Genomic DNA, 20,017 nt, shown 5'->3' on the forward strand with positions numbered 1-20,017 from the left:
TGACCTGGCCTTAGCTGCTCGGGGACGTGCTGTCGGAGGGGGTGTCGGACGCCGACTCGCTCGGCGAGTCCGAGGCGGACTCGCTCGGCGACTCGGGCGGCACCGGGCCCCAGAACGTGACGGTGACGGTGTCGCCCTTCTGGAGCGCGCCGGTCGGGTTGACGCTCTCGACGTCGCCCTCGATCTGGTCGCCCGGGTTGTCGACCCGCTGGGTGACCACCCGCAAGCCGAGGTCGGCGAGCTCGCGCTGGACGTCGGCGAGCGGCCGGTCGACGTACTGGCTCTCGTCGATGCGCACCGTCGTGTCCTCGGTGGCGCTGGTCGTGGGCTCGCTCGGCGTCGTCGGTGCCGAGGACGACTGGGTCGGGGTGTCCGTGATCTCGTCGGTCGGGTCGTCGTCACCGTTGCCCTGGGTCAGCAGGAGCACCACGAGGACGGCGATCGCCACCAGCGCGATCACGCCGATGACGGGCCACACCCAGCCGCGGCGCTCCTCCTCGGACGCCGCGGGCGTCGAGGTGGTCGGCGGCGGGACGGGGGCGATCACCTGGGTCGCCGGGGTCGGCGCGACGACCGGTGGGGCGACGACGGCGGTCGCGGCGGTGGCAGGGTCACGCAGGGCCGCGGCGAGCGCGCCGCCGTCGGCGAAGCGCTGGGTGGGGTCCTTGGACAGGGCGCGTCGTACGACGGCGGCCAGGTCGGCCGGGACCGACGGCGGCAGGTCCGGGACCGGGTCGCGCATGTGGGCCAGAGCGGTCGCGACGGCGGTCTCCCCGCTGACGGGGCGCTGGCCGGCGAGGCACTCGAACGCGACGACGCCGAGCGAGTAGACATCGGAGGCCGGCGTCGCCTTGAGGCCCTGGGCCTGCTCGGGCGAGAGGTACTGCGGGGTGCCCATCACCTCACCGGTGCTGGTCAGGCCGACGCCCTCGGCCGCGCGGGCGATGCCGAAGTCGGTCACCTTGACGACCCGGTTGGGCGTGACGATCAGGTTGGCCGGCTTCACGTCGCGGTGCACGATGCCGTTGGCGTGCGCGGCACCGAGCCCGTCGGCCGCCTGGGCGAGCAGGTCGCGGACCGCGGTCGGGTCCATCGGGACGCCCGGGCGCAGCACCGCGGAGAGCGGCTGCCCCTCGACCAGCTCCATGACCAGGTAGGGGCGCCGGCTCTGCGAGCCGTCGGTCATGTTGGCCTCGCCGACGTCGTACACGGTGGCGATGTTGGGGTGGTGGAGCGAGGCGGCGTGCTGGGCCTCGGACTCGAAGCGCACCCGGAAGGTGGGGTTGTCGGCGTACTCCGTCTTGAGCAGCTTCACCGCGACCTCGCGGTCGAGGAGGGTGTCGGTCGCCCGCCACACCTCGCCCATGCCGCCCGTCGCGATGCGGGACTCGAGCCGGTATCGCCGGGAGTCGTCCGCGAACCCGAATGGTGTCTGGCTCACCTGATCACCGCTTCCATGACTGCCTTGGCGATGGGGCCGCCGAGGAGACCGCCGGCGATCTCGTCGCGCGGGATGTCGGCGTTCTGGATCATCACCGCGACGGCGACCTCGGGGTTCTCGGCCGGGGCGAAGGAGATGAACCAGGCGTACGGCGACCGGTCGGTCTCACCGGTCTGCGCCGTGCCGGTCTTGCCGGCGACGGAGATGCCGGGGATCGCGGCCGGCGAGGCCGTGCCGTCCTCGACCGTCGAGACCATCAGCTTCTTGACCTCGTTGGCAGTCGTCGACGAGACCGCCTGCGAGAACTCCTCGGGGTCGGTCTTGCTGAGCACGTTGAGGTCGGCCGACTGCTCCTCGTCGACCAGGTAGGGCTTCATCACGACGCCGTCGTTGGCGATGCCCGCGGAGACCATCGCCATCTGGAGCGGGGTGGCCGAGACGTCGAACTGGCCGAACCCGGTCTGGCCGAGCTGCGCCTTGTCGATGTCCTCGGGGAAGACCGAGAGCGCCTGCGGCGACAGGTCGTCGAAGTAGTGCTGGTTGAAGCCGAAGGCGTCTGCCGTCTTGGCCATGTCCTCGGCCCCGACCTCGCCGGCGATCTGGGCGAAGGAGGTGTTGCAGGACTGCTCCATCGCCTGCCGGAACGGGATCTTCGAGCCGTTGGCGCCGCAGCTGCGGCCCTCGTTGTCGATCTCGCCCGTGGGTCCGCTCGTGAGCGGCAGCTGGTAGGTCACGCCACCCGGGACGTCGGAGTCGGCGTCGTACAGGCCCTTCTCGATCGCCGCGGCGGCCGTGACGACCTTGAACGTCGAGCCGGGGGGCAGCCGGGTCTGGATCGCCCGGTTGAGCAGCGGCTCGGTCGGGTCGTCGTTGAGCTCCTTGGACTTCTGGGTGACGGACCCGAGGTCGTGGGAGGCGAGCTTGTTGGGGTCGTAGGTCGGCAGCGACACCATCGCCAGGATCTTGCCGGTGCTGGGCTCGATCGCGACGACGGAGCCCTGCACGTCGGAGCCCAGGCCCTGGAGCCCGTCGAACGCCGCCTGCTGGGCCGCGGGGTTGATGGTCAGCGCGACGTTGCCGCCCTGCGGCGGGTTGCCGCTGATCAGGTCGACGAAGTTGTTGACGAAGAGCCGCGAGTCGTCGCCGGAGAGCACCGAGTTGCGGGAGCGCTCGATGCCGGTGGCGCCGAAGTAGGAGAAGTAACCCGTGATCGGCGCGTACTGGAACGGCTTCGGGTAGGTGCGCTGGAACTTGTACTCGTCGTCGGAGGGCACGCTCTCGGCGACCGGGTTGCGGCCGACCAGGATCGCGCCGCGCTCCTGGGAGTACGCCGCCACCTGGACGCGCCGGTTGCGCGAGTCGTCGTTGAGGGCGCCCGCCTTCCAGTACTGGAGGTAGGTCGCGTTGATCATCAGGGCCAGGAAGAGGAGCAGGCAGAAGATCGAGACGGTGCGGATCGGCTTGTTCATGCGTTGACCGCCCTCACGATCTGGGTCTCGTCGGCGCTGAACGCGGACGTGTCGTCCGAGATCGTCGGCAGCGGCCGCCGGGCCTGGTCGGAGATGCGGAGGAGCAGCGCGATGATCACCCAGTTCGCGATGAGGGAGGACCCGCCGTACGAGAGGAACGGCGTGGTGAGTCCGGTGAGCGGGATCAGGCCGGTGACGCCGCCGACGACCACGAAGACCTGGAGGGCGAAGACGCTGCCGAGACCGACCGCCACCAGCTTGCCGAAGGCGTCGCGGCAGATCAGCGAGGTGCGCAGCGCGCGCTCGACGATCAGGCCGTACATCATCAGCACCGCCATCACGGCGGTCAGGCCGAGCTCCTCGCCGATGGAGGAGAGGATGAAGTCGGACTCGGCGTAGGGCACCCGGTTGGGGTCGCCGTTGCCGAAGCCCCGGCCGATCAGGCCGCCCCAGCCCATGCCGAACTTGGCCTCGACGGGCTGGAAGCTCTGGCCGCTCTCGTAGTAGTCGAACGGGTGCAGCCAGATGTCGAAGCGGACCCCGACGTGCGGGACGAGCACGTAGGCGAGCACGGCGCCGGCGACGAACATCAGGCCGCCGACGAAGAGCCAGCCCGGTCGCTCGGTGGCGACGTAGAGCATGATCAGGAAGAGGCCGAAGAAGAGCAGGCTCGAGCCGAGGTCCTGCTGGAAGACCAGGATGCCGAGGCTGACCAGCCACATGGCGAGGATCGGGCCGAGGTCGCGGCCGCGGGGCAGGTCGACGAAGAGCACCCGGCGGCCGGCGAGCGCGAGCGCGTCACGGTGCAGCACCAGGTAGCCGGCGAAGGCGATGACCAGCAGCACCTTGGCGATCTCACCGGGCTGGAGGCTGAACGGGCCGACGTGGACCCAGATCCGCGCGCCGTTGATGGTGCGCCCGATGCCGGGGAGCATCGGCAGCAGGAGCAGCACGATGGCGGCCAGGCCGCTGGTGTAGGTGAAGCGCTGGAGCACCCGGTGGTCGCGCAGCAGGATGAGCGTCGCCGCGAAGAGGATGACGCCGAGCGTCATCCAGATCAGCTGCTGCTGGGCGAACTCGTGCGGGCGGTCCACCGCCTCGCGGGCCAGGTCGATGCGGTGGATGACCGCGAGGCCGAGCCCGTTGAGGGCGGCGACGACGGGCAGCAGGACCGGGTCGGCGTACGGCGCGACGAGGCGGATCACGACGTGCGCCCCGATGACGAGTCCGGCCAGCCAGCCGCCGTACCCGAGGATGTCAGGGGGGACCTCGCCCTGGACGCCGATGCCGACCGCGGCGTACGCCCCGATGCCGACGGCGAGCGCGAGCACGAGCAGGAAGAGCTCCGCGCCCCGCCGGCGGCGGTGCACGAACCCCATGAGCGTGGACTGCTGGGCCATCTCAGCCGTCCGTGCCTGCGGTGTCGGTGGCCGGCTCCTGCGAGCGGGCGAGGTTCTGGACGGTGCTCTGCGCGTCGTCGAGGTCGGTGGCGTCGATGCCGTCCTCGACCTTGCCGGCGTCGAAGTCGGACAGGCGGTCCAGCTCGACGTCGGTGGTCTGGTAGGGCTCCGAGAGGTCGAACCCGCCGATCGAGGCGTTGACGCCCCGGAAGATCACGACCGTGCCGTCCTGCTCGCCGACGTAGTACTGCTTCTGGGACCACGACCACAGGGCGGCGACGGCGACCCAGGCGATGCCGACGACGACGGCGAGGGCGAAGAGGCGCTTGGCCCAGACGTAGCGCCGGGGGGCGCGGGGTGCGTAGCGGGCGGCCTCGGGGTCGACCGGATCGGCGTCGATCGCGTCCAGGGCACCGGCCGGCAGGTCGGGGACCGGGTCGAGCTCGCCGGTGTCGCCCGAGCGGTGCCCGCGGAAGAGCCCGCCGGTGCGACCGCGCTGGAGGCGACGCTCGGCCGCGGCGCCGACCACGAGGGGCTCGTCGTCGGGGGCCGTCGCGTCGGCGGCCTCGTGGACGTCGGCCACCACGCAGGTGACGTTGTCGCTGCTCCCGGCCTCCAGGCTGGCCCGGACCAGCTCGATCGCGGCGTACTCCGGGCTGCCGGTGCCCAGGATGTCGGCCATCCGGCCGTCGTCGAGCACGCCGCAGGCACCGTCGCTGCAGACCAGGAGCCGGTCGCCGGGCATGAGCTCGACGACGAAGAGGTCCGGCTCGCTGTCGCTGACCGCGTCGATCGCGCGCATGATCAGGTTGCGGTGCGGGTGGACCCGGGCCTCCTCCTCCGTGATCCGGCCCTCGTCGATGAGGGTCTGCACGAAGGTGTGATCGACGGTCAGCTGGCGGATGGTGCCGTCACGGAAGAGGTAGGCGCGGCTGTCGCCGACGTGGCCGACGCCGAGGCGGAGCCCGTCGAAGGCGAGCACCGTTGCGGTCGTGCTGGTGCCGCTGAGCGCCGGGTCCTCGTCGACGAGCTCGACCAGGCGGTCGTGCGCGCGGTGCACGGCACCGGCGACGCGGCCGAGGAGCTCGTCGGAGGAGTCGCTGCCCGGCGGCTCGTCGAGGCGGCGGAGCTGGGTGATCGCGGTGGCCGACGCGATGTCGCCGCGCGCGGCGCCGCCCACGCCGTCGCAGACAGCCAGCAGCCAGGGCCCGGCGTACCCGGAGTCCTGGTTGTCGCGGCGCACCCGACCGACGTCGGAGACGGCGCCGTACTCGAGCCGGAGGTCGGGCATCCGGCTACTTCCTGAGCTCGAGGATCGTCTTGCCCACGCGGACCTGGGTGCCCATGGTGATCGTGGTCGGCTGGCTGATCCGGACCGTGCCGACGAAGGTGCCGTTGGTCGAGCCGAGGTCCTCGACGAACCACTGGTCGCCGGACGCGGCGATCCGGGCGTGCCTGGTCGAGACGTAGTCGTCGTCGAGGCGGATCGCGGCGTCACTACCTCGGCCGATCAGGACCGGGCCGGCCGAGAGGTCGGCGCGCTCGCCGACGTTGGAGCCCTCGGTGACCAGCACGTGGGTGGGGACGGTGCGGCGCTTGCCGGGCTTGGGCTGCTTCGGAGGCTTGGGAGCCTTGCCGCCGCCGGTGCGGGCGGCCTCGGGCACCCGGGCGCCGAACATGTCGGAGCGGATCACGGAGATGGCGGACAGCACGAAGATCCAGAGGATCGCCAGGTAGGCGACCCGGATGAGGAACAGCGTCAGCTCGGACATGCGCTATCGCTCCTCGTGCACGCGGACGACCAGGGTGGTGTTGCCGATCTTGACCGTGGAGCCGTCGTGCAGGCCGGTGTGGGTGATCCGGTGGCCGTCGACGAGCATGCCGTTGGTCGAGCCGAGGTCGTGGACCTCGAGGGCGATGCCGCGCTCGCCGCCACCGGTCACGGTGAACTCGATGTGGCGGCGGCTGACGCCGGGGTCGTTGATCCGCAGGTCGGCCTCGGTGCCACGGCCGACCACCAGCCCGGGCGCCTGGAGCGGGTGCCGGGTGCCGTTGACCTCGAGGAAGGCGCGGGCCCGGCCGACCTGGGTGGCGGTCGCGTCGCTGGTGACCTTGGCCTGGGCCCGGCTGCGGATCCGGAACCGCCCGGTGGTGAGGTCCTCGGCCGGGTCGAACGCGATGCTGACCGGACCGGGGAAGACGTAGCTCTGCTCGTCGGCGTGGTCACGCAGCTGGCGGACCAGGTCGTCGGCCAGCGCGCTGTCGTACGGCGCCAGCCGGTCCAGGTCCGTGCCGGAGAGCTCGACGTGGAAGTCGTTGGGCACCAGCCGCCGGTCGCGGGAGAGGATCTGCGCGTTGTTGTCGCACTCCCGCTGGAGCGCGGCCGCGATCTCGACCGGCTGCACCGCGGAGCGGAAGGCCCGCGCGAACGCACCCGAGATCATCTGCTCGAGCTTGTTCTCCAGCCTCTGGAGCCCGCCCACGTCTGCCCTCCTTCCGTCCCATGCCGTCTCGGTCCCGGTGGTCGTGCCCGCGGCACCGGTCGCGGAAACCGTGATCCGCCGCGCAGGCACAGCCACCCGACCTGGGAGGCCGGGCTGCGACCGATCGTAACGGGGTCGGCGGCACGGGCGGGGGATGGCCGGGGCGTGGTCGAGAGGTGCCGCTTCCCCGGTTTGGGCGCCGGAGCGCCCCTGGGATAACCTTGCCCCGCTTCACGCGCGAGTGGCGGAACGGCAGACGCGCTGGCTTCAGGTGCCAGTGTCCGAAAGGGCGTGGGGGTTCAAATCCCCCCTCGCGCACGTGAGCGTGGGGAATTCCCCACGGATGTAGGGAAGAAGTGAAGGTCCTCGGGGACCACGGTCCGGGATAGGGCCAAGAACGCAAGCAGGCACCGCCCGGTATGGGCGGTGCCTGATCTGCTTTACGGACCCGACGCCTCCGTATCGAGCCTCGCGCCTGCGTGCCTGAGCAGGTGACGGAGGTGGGGTCGATGCGGGCGCTCGGTGTGAACGGAGCCGGTGACACGCTCTGGCTGGCCTGCGCTGATGACGGCGAGCTCGTCGACCTCGACCCGTACTCGTTCAAGCTCCCCGCCGGTCTCGAGCGCGGTGAGGGCCTGCGTGCCGGTGTCGAAGAGCTCGCCGCGATCTTGAAGCGGGTCGCACCGGACGTCGTGGCGTTGCAGGAGCCCGAGACCAGCCAGGCCACGTACCAGTCGCTCGTTCCGCGGATGAGCGTCGAGATCGTCCTCGAGTTCGCCGCAGCTGAGGCGGGTGTGGAGATGCGTCGCGTCAGCCGAGCCAAGCTGCGGTCTCTGCTCGGCCTGCCGCGGTCTGGTGCCGTCAGCAGCTACAGCTCTGAGGTCATCTCGAAGCCGCAGAACCCGCACTGGGCGAAGAAGCGCGAGATCGCCGCGATGTCGGCTGTCGCCTGCTCGAAGGACGATGCCTGATGTTGCACGGCGAACGGCTGGACAGGCCGACATACACGCTCATCACCTCGCTCGACGGCGGCACCAGTGACGTCGTGCTCACCGACCACGAGATCTTCGGCATCCAGGTCGTCCAGAAGACGGTGTCCCTTCTCGGCGTCCCGGACGGCGTCGCGACCAGCGAGCCTCGCGTGCTCGAGGGGCTTGAGCATGACCACCTCGTTCGTGTTCGGGAGGCGCAGTGGGACCCCGACCACGACGAGGCGCTTCAGTGCATCACGTTCACGACCGACTTCTACCCCGGCAGGAGCCTGCTGTACGCGCTTGAGCAGGGGCACGAGTTCAGCGTCAGGGACGTCCTGGAGATCGTGGACGGCATTTTGAGCGCCCTGGTGTACCTCCACGAGGAGTGCGGTCTGCTGCACCGCGACATCAAGCTCGGCAACGTCATGCTCGCAGCCGACATGAAGCACGCCCGGCTCGGCGACCTCGCCCTGGCCGCCGCGATGGACCCTTCGACGGGCACGACTGAGCCCGCGAACGCCACCCCTCTGTACATCGCCCCGGAGGCCGCTGCGGGCGCTCTCGACGTCCGTTCCGACCTGTACCAGGTCGGGTGCGTGATGCTCGAACTCCTCAACGGTCTGCTGCCGTACGCCGAGATCGACCGCGACAAGGTCGACTCTCGACTGTCGGAGGGGCGGCGTCCGCTCAGCAACCCGAACTACGACCCGGCGCCGTGGGTGCCGGCGAACGTGGCGCGAGTGCTGCGCAAGCTCGTCGCCCAGGATCCGGATCGGCGGTACGCCTCTGCGCGCGAGGCGCTCCGCGCGGTCCGGCACCTCAGGTGTGTCGGCTGGCAGCGGATCGGCGGCGCCGCGCTCGTCGGGCGGTGGAGCGGCAAGTACCCGCCGAACGTGCCGGCGGCGCGTGCGCGCGTCTACGAGGTGAACGCTGAACTGGTCGAGAAGGGCAAGTACCAGGGCCAGCTGCTGCTCACGGCACGTTGGCGAAACGCCAATAGCGTCGACTGGCGCAACTACGCCGGCCTGACCCGTCGCGTCCCGGTCGAGGACGCACGTGAACTCGCGAGCTTCTTCCGGGATGTCGAGGCCAAGGCCCACTCCGCCCCGACGCGGTGAACGGTGGCCGCCTGCGCAGCGGAGAGTCGCATCAGTGAGCGCCGTGAGTCTGCACGGCCGTCAGCGGTGACGATGAAGGTCGAGTTGCGGCCGTCCTCGATGACACCCAGCCGGCCCGCGTTGACGGCGTCCCAGATCGCTTGAGTTACGCCGTCGGCGCGCTGGCCGACCGCAGGATCTGACCGCCAGTTGCGGCGCCCCCCGAAGCGGAGCCAGAGCGCATCGACATCAGCGTCGTGCATGGCGTCCAACGCCGCCAACGCCTCGTGCAAGCGGCGATGGTCGCGCGCTGGTAGCGCCTGGACCTCTCCGGCAGCCATGATGGTGACGATGAGGTCTGAAAGACCTCTGTTAGACATATTTCTAATCTACGAGACGGCACCGACATGGCAGACGAGCGACACTCGGTGAGTGCAGACGCACGCCTTCGGGACTCACAGGACAAGCAGGTCTCGATCCGCTGGCCTGTGGCGTTGGACCAGCGACTCGACGACTTGGTCGCGCGTGCTTACGCCGCGGGCGAGGAGGTGAACCGCAGGACGTTGCTGGCAGCGCTGCTCCTGAATGCGGACTTCTCCGGGGAAGAGTTGCGCGACATCCTTCACCGGTACCGCGTTGCCCAGGTCAAGGACGCGCCTCTTCAGGCCGTTGATGCGAACGGTCAGGTGTTGCACTTCCGCCGGCACAAGCCTGGCCCGCGAGCGTCCGGGTAGGCCGGCGTGCCATGGGCTTGACTCCCGGTCTCACGGCGCTGATTGAACGACGAAGGGGCCTCGAAACTTCGAGGCCCCTGTCGTCGTGGGAGTCGGAGACCCTTGATCCCTCGTCCTGAGGGATTCAGGCTGCCACGTCAGCCATGCCCATCAATGTGTGGCATGCGAAACGGAGGTCAAGCATTCGTCCGGGAGTTGGGTGAGATGACGAGCTCGAACCGCCGCTCGCCGGTCTCTCGAACGTCGAGGCCGTCGGGGTGAGCGTGACCGTAGCCCCGCGCCGCTTCTGGCCATCGCACAGCGAGATACCAGGTCCAGCGGCGCCCGTCCGTTCGAACGTCCTTGAGCAGAGCCTCGAGGACCTTCTGGCGCCCCTCATCGGCGATGAGCGTCATGACGGCCCCCCACACCGCGGAGACCGACGGAAGCAGGGCGTGGAGCTGATGCTCAAGAACCAGGTCATCGTCGTCGAAGGCGATGTCGTAGGGCACCCCCGGCAACTTGTAGTCCAGGTTGTAGTAGCCCGGAACGTGGCCCCAGAGCGCGGCGATGAGGCCGTAGCCGCAGTGCTTGATGAATCGTTCGTCGCCGTCAGTCACCGGCGCCAGCCAGCAGAACCATGCAGCGATCTGGTCTGCAATGTCGTTTCTGTCTCGGCAAAGGTGCCGCAGGAGTTGGTCGCATGGCTGACGATGGTGCGTCGTTTCGCATACGGCGCAACCACCTGCCAGGCGGCCTTCGGTAAGGGCTCTCCGGTCCTGACAAGCCCCTTGGTCAGAGCGGGCCGTCCGGGATCACTGCGCGCTGAGTGCAGTGGCCTGTACCACGGATCCCAGTCGCAGCGAGCTTTGCCAGGAGGGGTGCGGCGCCTCGTGCAGGCATGCCGATCCGGTCGTCGGCCTAAGGCCGACTGCTTGGCGTGCCTCAGTTGAACCAACCGTCGGCGGCCCGCGGCTGGTTCTCGTGTCGCGCATCGGTCAGCGCACCGTCCGGGCGTCCATGACGCCGCGAAGGTCTTCGGGGCTGTCGATGAGGTGGCGGTGTTCGCGCGACCAGGCTCGCTGGATGACGAACTCGATGAGCGCGTGGCCAAGGACCGCCGCGGTGACCGCAGCGAGTGCGAGGTACTCACCGGTGATGGCGGTGATGGTGATGGCACCGCCGGCGTTGGCGTTGAGGACTGACCGGATGGTCATCTCGGCTCCTTCGGGCATGCAAAAGGGCCCGTTCGTGTGAACGGGCCCTTGGGGGTTGTGGCTGTGAAGTTGGGGGGGCCTTCTGGCCGTGGTGCTGCGGTCATGGTGTTCGGGCATGGCTTCGCCCTAGGGAGGTCTCATCGAGTGCCTCCCGTCTAGTGCGCGGGGTGTGCACGTGCCGCCGGGTTGAGTGGTCCGGGCGGGCGCGTGCGTGTGAGGTTCGGGTTGCCTGCGTTCGCGGGAGTGGATTCTCAACCGGGGCCGGCGGACACTCGGTGTATGGAGTTGGAGGCGCGGCAGTACGACTTGCTACAGGCGGTCTTGGATCTGCAGGGCGATGGTGATGAGTCGTGGCCGTCGACGGAGGCTGCCGGTCTCCGGCTTCTGGAGATCTACAAGGCGCGCGGGGGCGGACATTCGTGGATGAGTAGTCCGCCGTGGCATGGGACGAGTCCGATGGCTGATGACCTGCGGTCCCTGGGTCTGGTCGAGCTGGATGTCGGGATGGCTGAGTTTCGGCGTCCGGGCGATCCGGCGAACTCCCCGAAGATGTACTGGCTCGGGCTCACGGACGAGGGTCGGCGGGTTCTCGCGGATCGCGACTCGGGGAGCTAGCGGGAAGGCGCCACAGGCCTCAGACGACCTGGTCTGGGCGGGGTTCACCTGCCGCACCTGACGATACGCGCCACGTGAGAGTCGGAGCGCGTGCCGCGCGGGGCCCGAGGGCGGGGCCGGCGGCTGGGGTGCGCGGCGCCAACTTCCGGGCAGGGGGCTTCGCCCGCAAAACATGGTGACAGGTGGTCTCCGTGACAGATGGCCGGCGCGCCGACGGCTGGCGGCGGACGCGGCACCACGAGAGGGCGACCAGGGTTCTGGGCAGGGCGCTTCTGTCGCCAAGAATGATTACAGGCTGTTCGGCTCAAGGCCAGGCGACACGACCTGGGGTGTGGGCGGACGGTCGTGGCGGTGCCGTGGGATCCGCTCGCTTGGCGGAGTCTGATCCCGTCCTGGGCAGCGTTATCCGTCCGCAAACAAGTGTGACAGGCGGTGCGGCGGGTGTGTTGGCGACCCGCTCGGTCGGTTGCCCAGATGGCCTGGTGCGCTTGGCCTTTCAGCTCTCACCCGTTGTTTTTGCGCGCAAATTCGCCGGTTCGTGGTGGGGAGCAGCGGGTGCATCGTTTGCGCGGGCGGCCGCGTCGCATGGTTGGGAGGGGTAGCGAGCGGCCGCAGATGTTGCAGTTGCCGACGGGTGACGGTGCGAACTCGCTGCTGGGGTCGACGGCCGGTGGGCGGGGGTCGTGCAGGTCGAGCAGCAGGTTCGAGACCTGTTGTGCGACGTGGGCGCGTGGGTGGTGTTCTGCGTATAGCTCGCGGGCGAGAGCACGTAGTTGTGTGACGGCGACGGAGATGATGCCCGGTTCGACCGGCGGCGGGGTGGACGATCGGTGGGGAACGTACTCGTAGTCGTCCTGCTCGTCGTACTCGTAGCTGTCGCTGTAGTCGTCTGGTTCGTCGTAGCGGGAGTCGGCGATGTCTTCGAAGAAGTCGCTCGGGACGGGATAGCTGCCCATGTCGCTTCCTCTCTGGTGCCTCCTGGGGGAGTCGGACGGGTTGGTTCTGTCGGTATCGGTAGTCGTCGACTCGAATTGGGGGCTGCGGACCCGAAAGATCCCGTGGCCGCTCGAACCTGAGGTCGTGCGACCCGGTCGCCGTCCCCCCGAGGCACCTGAAACCGGCTCAACATCACGCTCGAAGGACTGACCACGCAGACGTGGCGGTGTGACCTACGCCACACCGCGACGGTAGCTGTGCCCGTGGTGTTCCCTCGCCAACGCCGTACGTAGATTGAGCACCGAAGAGCGGTCGACGGTGCCTGACGACAGGACTTTGCCCATGCACCCGACCAACGCGCCGTTCGACCTCGGCAGGCTCGGCTCCGAACACCTCGACGCGCTGCGCGTGCTCCTGAACGAGCCGCTCCGTGACAGTCCCGCTACCGAGCAGGACGCGAGCCACCGACAGGACCCGGAGCGGGCTCCCGACATGTCGTGGTCGCAGTTCGCGAAGGCGCTCATGCTCGCCGCCCCCAGGGCAGCCATCGTGTGTGCCCTTGTGCTGCTCCTCACCGTGCTCGCGTACCTGTCAGCGCTTCTTGGGTGGGCATGCGGGGTCGACCTCGGGCTCCCGTGGCCGCCCGGGCTGCCCGGGCTGGTGACGGTTCCCGCAACCTGCCGGGGAGCGCCCTGAGGCCCCGACGGCCCCCCGACGACTCCGGAGACGATGACGGGGGAGGACTTACAACGTGAGGTTGCCGTCGTCCACGATCTGCGTCCCGTTCCACGCGTAGCGCTTTACATCTCGACCGAGCCGCGGTTGGTGCGGGTCGTCAGGGGTTGGGCCGGATGGCCCGGGTGCCCAGCCTGGTTGCCCGACGATCACGCCGTGGATCAGGTCCGAGATGTCGACGCCCGGATCGTTGCTGCCCTGCGGGAAGCCGAACCGCCACTCCCGCTCGTGCGTCCAGTCTGTCCACGGCGGGTCGTATCGCACGATGCGCCACTCCATGAGGTCGCTCGTGTGTGCGCGGTTGAGGATCTGACGCTCCTCGGCCGCAGACAGGTAGAGCACGGGGCGAAGGCCGCGGTCGATGCAGCCTTGGCGAGAGAGCAGCAAGCCCCACGGGTCGTATGGTCCCCGATTCGTGACACCGTTCGCGAGCAGGACGTTGGCCGCCTTGCGAGTCACATCGCACAGGCAGACGACCGGTGGGGAGCCGTACACGGAAGATGCCTTGAGGCGACGCGACGCCAGGATGCTCGCGAGACGACCTTCGGCTGTGCTGCCAACGTGCGCCGCCGGCGGCGGGGTGTCTCCGAGCGGGCGGCCCGTGAGGTGGATGAAGAACTCCGAGAGGTCCGGATGTTGACCGACTCCGAAAGGGGCGACCGTCACCTTGCACATGCTGCCGCCCGGCCGGCGTTCGCGGCTCGCTTTCCCGCATCTCTGAGCACTCGGAATCTGGGCCGTGAGCGGTCGCTCGTCAGCCGAGGTCGTGCTGTGACGTCATGAACAAGCCGACTGCGACCAGTTCTACGGACCCCACTCGAGGCGGTCGCAGACAGGTGCAACGCCGGGTCGTAGCTCGATCAGCGTCCAGGTTCCACCGACGCCGCCGCGCAGCAGGACGGTCGCCTCTTCCTGCACCAGGTCCCGCATCGTCGTCTCGACCAGTTCTCGCACCTCGCGCAGCGGCATTGACCGCAGGCTGGCAGTGGTCGCGCCGAAGCGGTCGTAGATGGCGTCCGCGGGCAGGCGCCCATATCCGTCGTCATCTGGATCGCGGAAGGGCGCCCGTTCGGGCAGAGCGCCGAGGGGTCGCCCGTAGGTGTCGTCACCGAATCCGGGCTCGGCACGAGGCGAGTGGTCGCCCTCTTCATTGGAGCTGAAGACCCACACCTCACCGAACGCTTGCCGATCTTCCGGAGCGGCAGCGAACCCTGCGACGAACGCATCGACTCCGTCGTTGGTGTGCTTCCCCTTAGCGCGACGGTTCTCGTTGTCCTGCTGGACTGCCCTACCAATTACCCGAGAGGCGGCTCGAGCGACCTCGCGGGGGGTGCGGAGGTCACCCGAGACGTTGTCGTCGCGGACCTCCTCGAGGTAGATCTCGACCCACCGCCACGCCTCGATCTCACACATCGTGGCTTGCCCGGTGAGAACCACCACGACTGCCGCCTCGTCTGGAGCGAATGCGACCTTGCGGCGGTCGGTCTCGATGACCTTGCGACCATTCGGAGCGTCCGGCGACTTCTCCGACATCTGACCGTCGACGATCACGAGCAGACCGTCAGAGGCGCTGAACACCACACCGACCGACATGAGCCAAGACTGTCAGCCGCCGAACCACCTCGTGGCCAATCGGTGCGAAGCCGGGTGAACATGGCCGAGACGCGCTAGCAGAGCTGCAGCCCCGTCTCCGGTTGGTGGCCGAGCGCTCGGCGCCGGCCTGGTCATTGAGCCGGCGCCGCTCTCGGGGCTCGCGTCCTCGTTCAGGCGTCGGTCGCCGTCGGGTCCGGGTGTGGACCCGACGGCGACCTTGGGCTCAGCGGGCGAGGACGTCGAGGCCGTGCGCCCGTGCGATGGCCGCCACGATCACCACGGCGAGGCTACCGCCGATGGCGAGGAGACCCGTCCGCTTACGGAGGGACTCCGACGAGGTGTTCGTCTGGCTGACGCGGATCAGCAACGCCGCGCACAGCGTGCGCTTGAAGGAGTTGATCGTGTAGTGGTCGCGCTCCGGCGGCGGAGGGTCGCCGACGGGCGGGCTGTCAGGCGTCGTCATCGTCGACACCGTCCTCGTCCCAGGTCTCGTCCGCCTCGTCCGTGTCGTCGGCGTTCGAGTTCGCGGGGCTGGCCGCAGCGTCGGACGGGACCGACGCAGCGTTGCTGAGAACGAACAGCTGGAGGTCCCGCACGAAGGAGTCGACCGTTGCGTAGGTGGCCTGGTCGCCGAACGGCCCACCGATAATGCCGCCGTCGGAGTTGGTCGTGGCGACGAGGTCAGTGCTGGTTCCGACAGCGTCGGTGAGCATCGCCACCAGCCTCTTGCGGAGACGGTTCGCCCGTCGGGCCGGCGTCTCATCCTGCGGCGGGCTGTCGTTCTTGACCTTCTCGTCCTCGGCGCGGCCCGGGTTGGAGGCGTAGACGACCTCGTAGACTCCGAGCGCCTTGGCGTGACCGTTGACGTCGAGCTCGACCTCGTACGGGTTGGACGGGTCCGGGCGCGGGACGAGGTAGGTGCCCTTGGCCAGGTCGGGGTTCGTCGTCAGTTCCTTCTTGGTGTACGAGTTGACGGCGATCCGGTCAGCGTCGAACGCGTTGGCGACGTGGGCCAGCAGACAGAGTCCGAACTCGGACTCCGCCAGGCCCTCGACGACGACGTCGACGCTGGCGCGGAAGGGCACCTGGCCGGAAGCGAGCGCGCTTCCGACGTCGGCGAGGAGCAGCTTGTCGGTGATCAGCGCGATGCCGCCGCCGACGATGAGGGTGTTCTTGGCGTCCTGGTTCCCGTTGAGCGCGAGCGGGACCAGCGTCGTGAAGTCGGTGGTGGGGACCGGGTCCCAGTCGGTGCCCAGCATCGCGGACGGGACCGGGCCGCCGTTACCCCATGCCCGCCGTGCCTGCCGTTCGGTGTTGGCCTTCGCCCGCCGCCACGGAGCGTCGATCACGGTGACGAGGTGCGAGACGTACATCCGCTTGCTGATGGCGCGGGAGACGCCGAGCTCGCGAAGCTGGCGCTTGAGCCCGTTGAACTCGATGTCGTGGGTGAAGATCGACATCAGGTAGATGGCCCGCCACAGCGCGGTCGCCGGCGCCTCGTTCCAGACGCTGTTGAACTTGGAGAGGTCGGCGCTGACGGCGACCTCCGCCACCACCGAGGTCAGCGACCTGGCGTGAACGGCGCGGGGGATGGCCCGCTGGATAGCCGCAGTCTGGGTGGCGGTCGGCTCCCAGGGCCGGAACTCGCCGTGGACGCTGGCGATGACCGACTGCATGGTGTCGTCGAAGACCGCGTTCGGGGCGACGGCGCTGGGGGCGCGTTCGGTCATGTCGACGCAGATCTGCATCGGCAGGGACAGCGTCTGCCCGATGCGCACAGCTTCCTCGGCGATGAGATCGCCGCTGGTCCCTGCGATGAACCGGCCGCGGAGGTCGGTCATCAGCTCTTCGCGACCCCTGGCTCGCGCGATCGTCTCGCTGCCCACTGCAGACTTGACGTCCTTGCGCGAGAGCAACGACGTCGCGATGTGCTCACCGAGCTCGTGAGCGTTCAGGCCGGGGTTCTGGGCCGCCCACGACGACACGACGCGGGTGATGCCGTCGCGGATGCACAGGACGTAGAACGGGTCGGATCCGTCGGCGAAGGTGATCCGGACGACGTGAGCGAGCCCGGGACGGGAGACGCGCTTGGTGAGGATGCTGTCGCTGTAGTCGCGACCGTGGGCCTTGGTGAGGGTGACGGTCTCGACGATGTAGTTATGCAGGTGCTGGTGGGTGTCGAACTCTACGTCGAGCTCCACGAGGGGCCGACCGTCGGCGTCCAGGGCGCCCCGGATCGTAGGGGCGGGGACGCTGTGGGCGAAGCCGCCGGCGCGCGGCTGCATGAGGATGAACGCCTCGGGCAGCCAGACGTTCGCGGTGACCATGGAGATGTCGACCGCGCCGATGACCTCGGTTGACGTCAGACCGGCCTTCACGGCGGCGGCCATGGAGCCCGGGTCGGTCGCGGCCCGAGCGATGGCGTACATCGCGTCTTCAGCCAGTCCCAGATCCCGGGCGTCGGCGGCACGTACGAGGGCGTTGCGCGACTTCACATCGCTTGCGGGGGGCAGCGTGTTGGAGAAGTTGAGGATGTCGACGGTCTCGCCGTCGGAGCCGGTGACCGTGATGGTCTTCGGCGGCTTCGCACTGGTGGTCATGCTTAGGTACCTCCGCGCGTCTGACCCAAGTCCGGTCAACACCGGGGGTCTCGCCCGAACGGGCAAGCACGGGACACTCGAAGCCGCGCTACGTCTCCAACATCTCGATCAACCTCACTTGGCGTCCGAACTGCTTCTTCCGGTGCTCAGGTGACCGGATCCACAGCCGACTCCATCGGTACCTCGCGGTACCCCTAGATCAGGATCTAAGGAATCAGCGTCACGCCATGCTGGGGCGCTGATTCAGGATACCTCATGCGAACGCTTCGCCGCCCTGGTCGAGCGCGAAGGCGCCGATCCGCATTCGACGACTTCACGCTGCTTCGCAGTTCTGCTGCCGAGGTGGCAATCAACCTCGAAGACACCGCAGCGCCGCGGTGCTTCGAGATCGAGCCGAGGCTGCGCGAGAGCCTCGACATTCCGGTCTTCCACGACGACCAGCACGGCTGGTGACGGACGAGTAGGCAGGCTCCTTGGCCGCAGCGAGAGTGCGTACGACGCGCCGGCCCCGAGCGCCGGTCGCGCCTATGCCGCCGACTAGCAGCCGGCCCAGCCCTGGCTCGCCTCGATCATCGCCCAGACGATCTCGTGGCCGATCTTGGGCGCGAGCGTGATACCGGCACCGCCGAACCCGGAGGCGTGGAGGATGGAGCGGCCCTCGGGGTGGAACCCGAGCAGGAACTTGTCGCGGGCGGGGCGCACGCCGGTGTGCGCCTCGATGTACGTCATGTCCTTCAGCTCCGGCATGAACTCCACGGCCCGCCGGTAGATCGCGTCGACGACCTCGGGTTCGGGCGTGCATCCCGAGTCGATGAGGTCCTCGGCCTTCGCCTGTGAGAGTGGGTGCGTCTCGCCGCCGACCCGGAGGATGTTCAGGCTGCGGAGCGGGACCGCGTAGGGGTCACGGTGGGTGCCATCCTCGAGGTCCCAGGACCGCACGCCGTGCTCGTAGTTCTCGGGGAGCTCGAAGTCGAGGACGGTGCCGCGCAGCGGGTGGAACTTGGGGTCGTCGAAGACGAACGCGGAGTAGACGCCCATGGCGTCGACGACGAAGTCGGCGTTGAAGGCGACCTTGAGGTCCTCGAACTCCAGGGCGGTGTGGATGTGGCGGTTGAGCCACACCACCCCGAGCTGCTCGAGTGAGTTGCGCATGGCCGGGTGCCAGATCTGGGCGGGGATGACCAACGACTGCGCCTCGAAGCCGCTCTTCATCCCTGCGGTGAGCTCGTCGCCCCGGAGAGCTCGGTAGCCTTCGAGCTGCTCGTACATCGAGGGGAACGGGGCGGCCCTCCCGGTGCGCTCTACACGCGTGCGCTCCTTGCGGACAGCGCCGGTTGGCAGGAACGGGGTGTGCGCCTCCCACATCTTCGCCGCAGTGAGCGCCCACGGGACAGCCACGGGGTCGGTGCTGTGGTACGGGAAGCACCAGCCGGCGGCCACGAGGAACGTCTGGTTCAGCCCGTCGTCGATGATCGTGACCCGCGCGCCGTGGAGTGCGGCGTACCAGGCAATCCAGACTCCGACCGGTCCGCCGCCGACGATCACGATGCGCCGGTTCTGCAGGTACTGGTACTCGTGGAGTCCGAGGATGACGGGCGCGCCGGGCTCGTAGCCCTCAACGATGTCGGTGAGGCTCTTGATGGACAGGTCCGGGTCCGTCGGGTCCGCGGCGCGTTCGAACACGTCGTCGCTCTCGATGAGGCACTCCGGCTCCGTGATGACGGCGTCGGGGGTCTCGACGACGAGAGTCGCGACGGGCTCGGAGGCGATCGGGGGGTCGGGGGTCTCGTCGGTGACCGTGGGGATCTCGCCGGTGTCGTCGATGGAGACGAGCTCGTTCGGCTGGCTCGGGTCGATCGTGTTGTGCGCGGTTTCCGAGTGGAACGCGTCGACGTCGTTGGACTGGTCGGCGGAGTACGGCTCGGGGTTCTCAGCGGGGTGTGACATGTCTAGACCTCCTAGGAAAGTGGCGGAGGCCTGTCCGACTCGGGCGGCGGAGGGGAAGATCGGCGGCCCCCGGCCAGGCGCTTTCAGTGTCGACGAAGCGCAGGGAGCCGGTCAAGGTTTCGGTATGATAAAAACTGACCTTTATGCGATGATCGGGGCGGACCGCGGGCACGAGGCCCGCGCATGCACTGGAGGACACATGAACAACAGCGACTCCTCGCCGCATCCTGGAGATGAGCAGGCAGCGGATCCCGTGTCAAGCACTGCCAAGTCCGCCGACGTGACCTTGAACCAAGACCATCTCTCGCATCCGACGCCTGTGAGTACCGGAGGTGACGCGACCGGTCGCGCGAGCCTCAGCGGTGGCACCTCTGGGGAGGCTCGCACGGTTCAGGACCGTGTTCATGACGCGCTGCTCGCCGGCGCCCCGCTCATCGCAGCTGACCTCCTCGCCGGTCGCCCGTCGCACTTGGGCACGGTCAAGCTGCCGACCAAGCGCAGGCCCGGGCGCCCCAGGGGACGCCGCTTCGAGGAGAAGGTCTCGGTTCCCCTGGACAAGGACCTCATGGACCAGATCCAGGCCGAGGCCGAGATCCAGCACCTGCCGGTCTCGGCCGTGATCCGTGCGCTCTGTCGGGAGGCGCTTCTTCGTCGCCGGGAGGACGTCGCGAGCGGCCACTCCCAGTCCGCGATCGCGCACCCGTGATGTGACGCTGACTGTCTAGGTCTTGACGGGCGGGCGGCTGAAGCCGCCCGCCCGTCATCGTGTCTGGGTCGCCCCGGTACTCACCGGGGCC

20 protein-coding genes and 1 tRNA gene are annotated in these 20,017 nt (G+C 68.9%); 7 read left to right on the plus strand and 14 right to left on the minus strand.

The annotated features are described in order from the left end of the window. Positions 1-10: 10 nt before the first annotated feature. From ACFPYL_RS01130 to ACFPYL_RS01155, 6 genes are read right to left on the minus strand one after another with little or no spacing between them, the layout of a single operon-like run. Positions 11-1,441: a serine/threonine-protein kinase gene (locus tag ACFPYL_RS01130; RefSeq protein ID WP_379149493.1), complete on the minus strand. Its 1,431-nt coding sequence runs from the start codon at positions 1,439-1,441 to the stop codon at positions 11-13. Then, positions 1,438-2,910 carry a peptidoglycan D,D-transpeptidase FtsI family protein gene (locus ACFPYL_RS01135; RefSeq protein WP_379149494.1) on the minus strand — a complete coding sequence of 491 codons (1,473 nt, stop codon included), beginning with the start codon at positions 2,908-2,910 and terminating at the stop codon, positions 1,438-1,440. Before ACFPYL_RS01135 ends, ACFPYL_RS01130 begins: the two co-directional genes overlap by 4 nt. Then, a complete protein-coding gene (locus tag ACFPYL_RS01140; protein WP_379149496.1) occupies positions 2,907-4,310 on the minus strand; it encodes an FtsW/RodA/SpoVE family cell cycle protein in 1,404 nt (467 codons plus the stop codon). Before ACFPYL_RS01140 ends, ACFPYL_RS01135 begins: the two co-directional genes overlap by 4 nt. 1 nt (position 4,311) lies before the next feature. Next, complete coding sequence (locus ACFPYL_RS01145; RefSeq protein WP_379149498.1) at positions 4,312-5,601, minus strand: PP2C family protein-serine/threonine phosphatase; 1,290 nt, start codon at positions 5,599-5,601, stop codon at positions 4,312-4,314. 4 nt (positions 5,602-5,605) lie between these two features. Continuing rightward, the gene (locus ACFPYL_RS01150; protein ID WP_056155177.1) at positions 5,606-6,082 is read right to left on the minus strand and encodes an FHA domain-containing protein FhaB/FipA; all 477 of its coding nucleotides are present in this window, start codon (positions 6,080-6,082) and stop codon (positions 5,606-5,608) included. Between the two features lie 3 nt (positions 6,083-6,085). Continuing rightward, the gene (locus ACFPYL_RS01155; protein ID WP_379149500.1) at positions 6,086-6,793 is read right to left on the minus strand and encodes an FhaA domain-containing protein; all 708 of its coding nucleotides are present in this window, start codon (positions 6,791-6,793) and stop codon (positions 6,086-6,088) included. Positions 6,794-7,028: 235 nt separating this feature from the next. Between ACFPYL_RS01155 and ACFPYL_RS01160 the strand changes: the two genes are divergently transcribed. From ACFPYL_RS01160 to ACFPYL_RS01175, 4 genes are all read left to right on the plus strand, one after another. Then, positions 7,029-7,111: transfer RNA gene (locus ACFPYL_RS01160), tRNA-Leu, on the plus strand. Between the two features lie 161 nt (positions 7,112-7,272). Beyond that, on the plus strand, positions 7,273-7,764 hold the full coding sequence (locus ACFPYL_RS01165) for a hypothetical protein (RefSeq protein WP_379149502.1): 492 nt from the start codon (positions 7,273-7,275) through the stop codon (positions 7,762-7,764). Further along, positions 7,764-8,885: a serine/threonine-protein kinase gene (locus ACFPYL_RS01170; protein ID WP_379149504.1), complete on the plus strand. Its 1,122-nt coding sequence runs from the start codon at positions 7,764-7,766 to the stop codon at positions 8,883-8,885. The genes ACFPYL_RS01165 and ACFPYL_RS01170 overlap by 1 nt, the downstream gene beginning before the upstream one ends. A gap of 386 nt (positions 8,886-9,271) precedes the next feature. Next, positions 9,272-9,598 (plus strand): hypothetical protein, encoded by a 327-nt coding sequence (locus ACFPYL_RS01175; RefSeq protein WP_379149506.1) that lies wholly within the window; start codon positions 9,272-9,274, stop codon positions 9,596-9,598. A 176-nt stretch (positions 9,599-9,774) separates the two neighbouring features. On the opposite strand, the gene ACFPYL_RS01180 is transcribed toward ACFPYL_RS01175, so the two are convergent. The 3 genes from ACFPYL_RS01180 to ACFPYL_RS01190 all read right to left on the minus strand — a co-directional run bounded on the left by ACFPYL_RS01180 (position 9,775) and on the right by ACFPYL_RS01190 (position 12,365). Continuing rightward, on the minus strand, positions 9,775-10,197 hold the full coding sequence (locus tag ACFPYL_RS01180; protein ID WP_379149508.1) for a hypothetical protein: 423 nt from the start codon (positions 10,195-10,197) through the stop codon (positions 9,775-9,777). A gap of 378 nt (positions 10,198-10,575) precedes the next feature. Then, entirely contained in the window at positions 10,576-10,794 is a 219-nt protein-coding gene (locus ACFPYL_RS01185) for a hypothetical protein (RefSeq protein ID WP_379149510.1), read from the minus strand. Between the two features lie 1,118 nt (positions 10,795-11,912). Then, positions 11,913-12,365 carry a hypothetical protein gene (locus ACFPYL_RS01190; protein ID WP_379149512.1) on the minus strand — a complete coding sequence of 151 codons (453 nt, stop codon included), beginning with the start codon at positions 12,363-12,365 and terminating at the stop codon, positions 11,913-11,915. Between the two features lie 322 nt (positions 12,366-12,687). On the opposite strand from ACFPYL_RS01190, the gene ACFPYL_RS01195 reads away from it, so the two are divergent. Further along, a complete protein-coding gene (locus ACFPYL_RS01195) occupies positions 12,688-13,041 on the plus strand; it encodes a hypothetical protein (RefSeq protein ID WP_379149514.1) in 354 nt (117 codons plus the stop codon). Positions 13,042-13,089: 48 nt separating this feature from the next. On the opposite strand, the gene ACFPYL_RS01200 is transcribed toward ACFPYL_RS01195, so the two are convergent. The 4 genes from ACFPYL_RS01200 to ACFPYL_RS01215 form a co-directional block, all read right to left on the minus strand. After that, a complete protein-coding gene (locus ACFPYL_RS01200; RefSeq protein ID WP_379149516.1) occupies positions 13,090-13,746 on the minus strand; it encodes a hypothetical protein in 657 nt (218 codons plus the stop codon). A 138-nt stretch (positions 13,747-13,884) separates the two neighbouring features. Next, positions 13,885-14,673 (minus strand): hypothetical protein, encoded by a 789-nt coding sequence (locus ACFPYL_RS01205; protein ID WP_379149518.1) that lies wholly within the window; start codon positions 14,671-14,673, stop codon positions 13,885-13,887. A gap of 223 nt (positions 14,674-14,896) precedes the next feature. After that, the gene (locus ACFPYL_RS01210) at positions 14,897-15,136 is read right to left on the minus strand and encodes a hypothetical protein (RefSeq protein WP_379149519.1); all 240 of its coding nucleotides are present in this window, start codon (positions 15,134-15,136) and stop codon (positions 14,897-14,899) included. Then, a complete protein-coding gene (locus ACFPYL_RS01215; RefSeq protein ID WP_379149521.1) occupies positions 15,123-17,273 on the minus strand; it encodes a hypothetical protein in 2,151 nt (716 codons plus the stop codon). Before ACFPYL_RS01215 ends, ACFPYL_RS01210 begins: the two co-directional genes overlap by 14 nt. Positions 17,274-17,528: 255 nt before the next feature. Here ACFPYL_RS01215 and ACFPYL_RS01220 point away from each other — a divergent pair, with 255 nt between their 5' ends. After that, on the plus strand, positions 17,529-17,726 hold the full coding sequence (locus tag ACFPYL_RS01220; protein WP_379150162.1) for a hypothetical protein: 198 nt from the start codon (positions 17,529-17,531) through the stop codon (positions 17,724-17,726). 84 nt (positions 17,727-17,810) lie between these two features. Here ACFPYL_RS01220 and ACFPYL_RS01225 read toward each other — a convergent pair whose 3' ends face one another. Beyond that, on the minus strand, positions 17,811-19,220 hold the full coding sequence (locus ACFPYL_RS01225; protein WP_379149523.1) for an FAD-dependent oxidoreductase: 1,410 nt from the start codon (positions 19,218-19,220) through the stop codon (positions 17,811-17,813). Between the two features lie 199 nt (positions 19,221-19,419). Between ACFPYL_RS01225 and ACFPYL_RS01230 the strand changes: the two genes are divergently transcribed. Further along, entirely contained in the window at positions 19,420-19,926 is a 507-nt protein-coding gene (locus ACFPYL_RS01230; RefSeq protein ID WP_379149525.1) for a hypothetical protein, read from the plus strand. The last annotated feature ends 91 nt before the right edge of the window (positions 19,927-20,017 follow it).

The organism is Nocardioides hankookensis, assembly GCF_042658885.1.
In the GTDB taxonomy this organism is placed as follows: Bacteria; Actinomycetota; Actinomycetes; order Propionibacteriales; family Nocardioidaceae; genus Nocardioides; species Nocardioides hankookensis.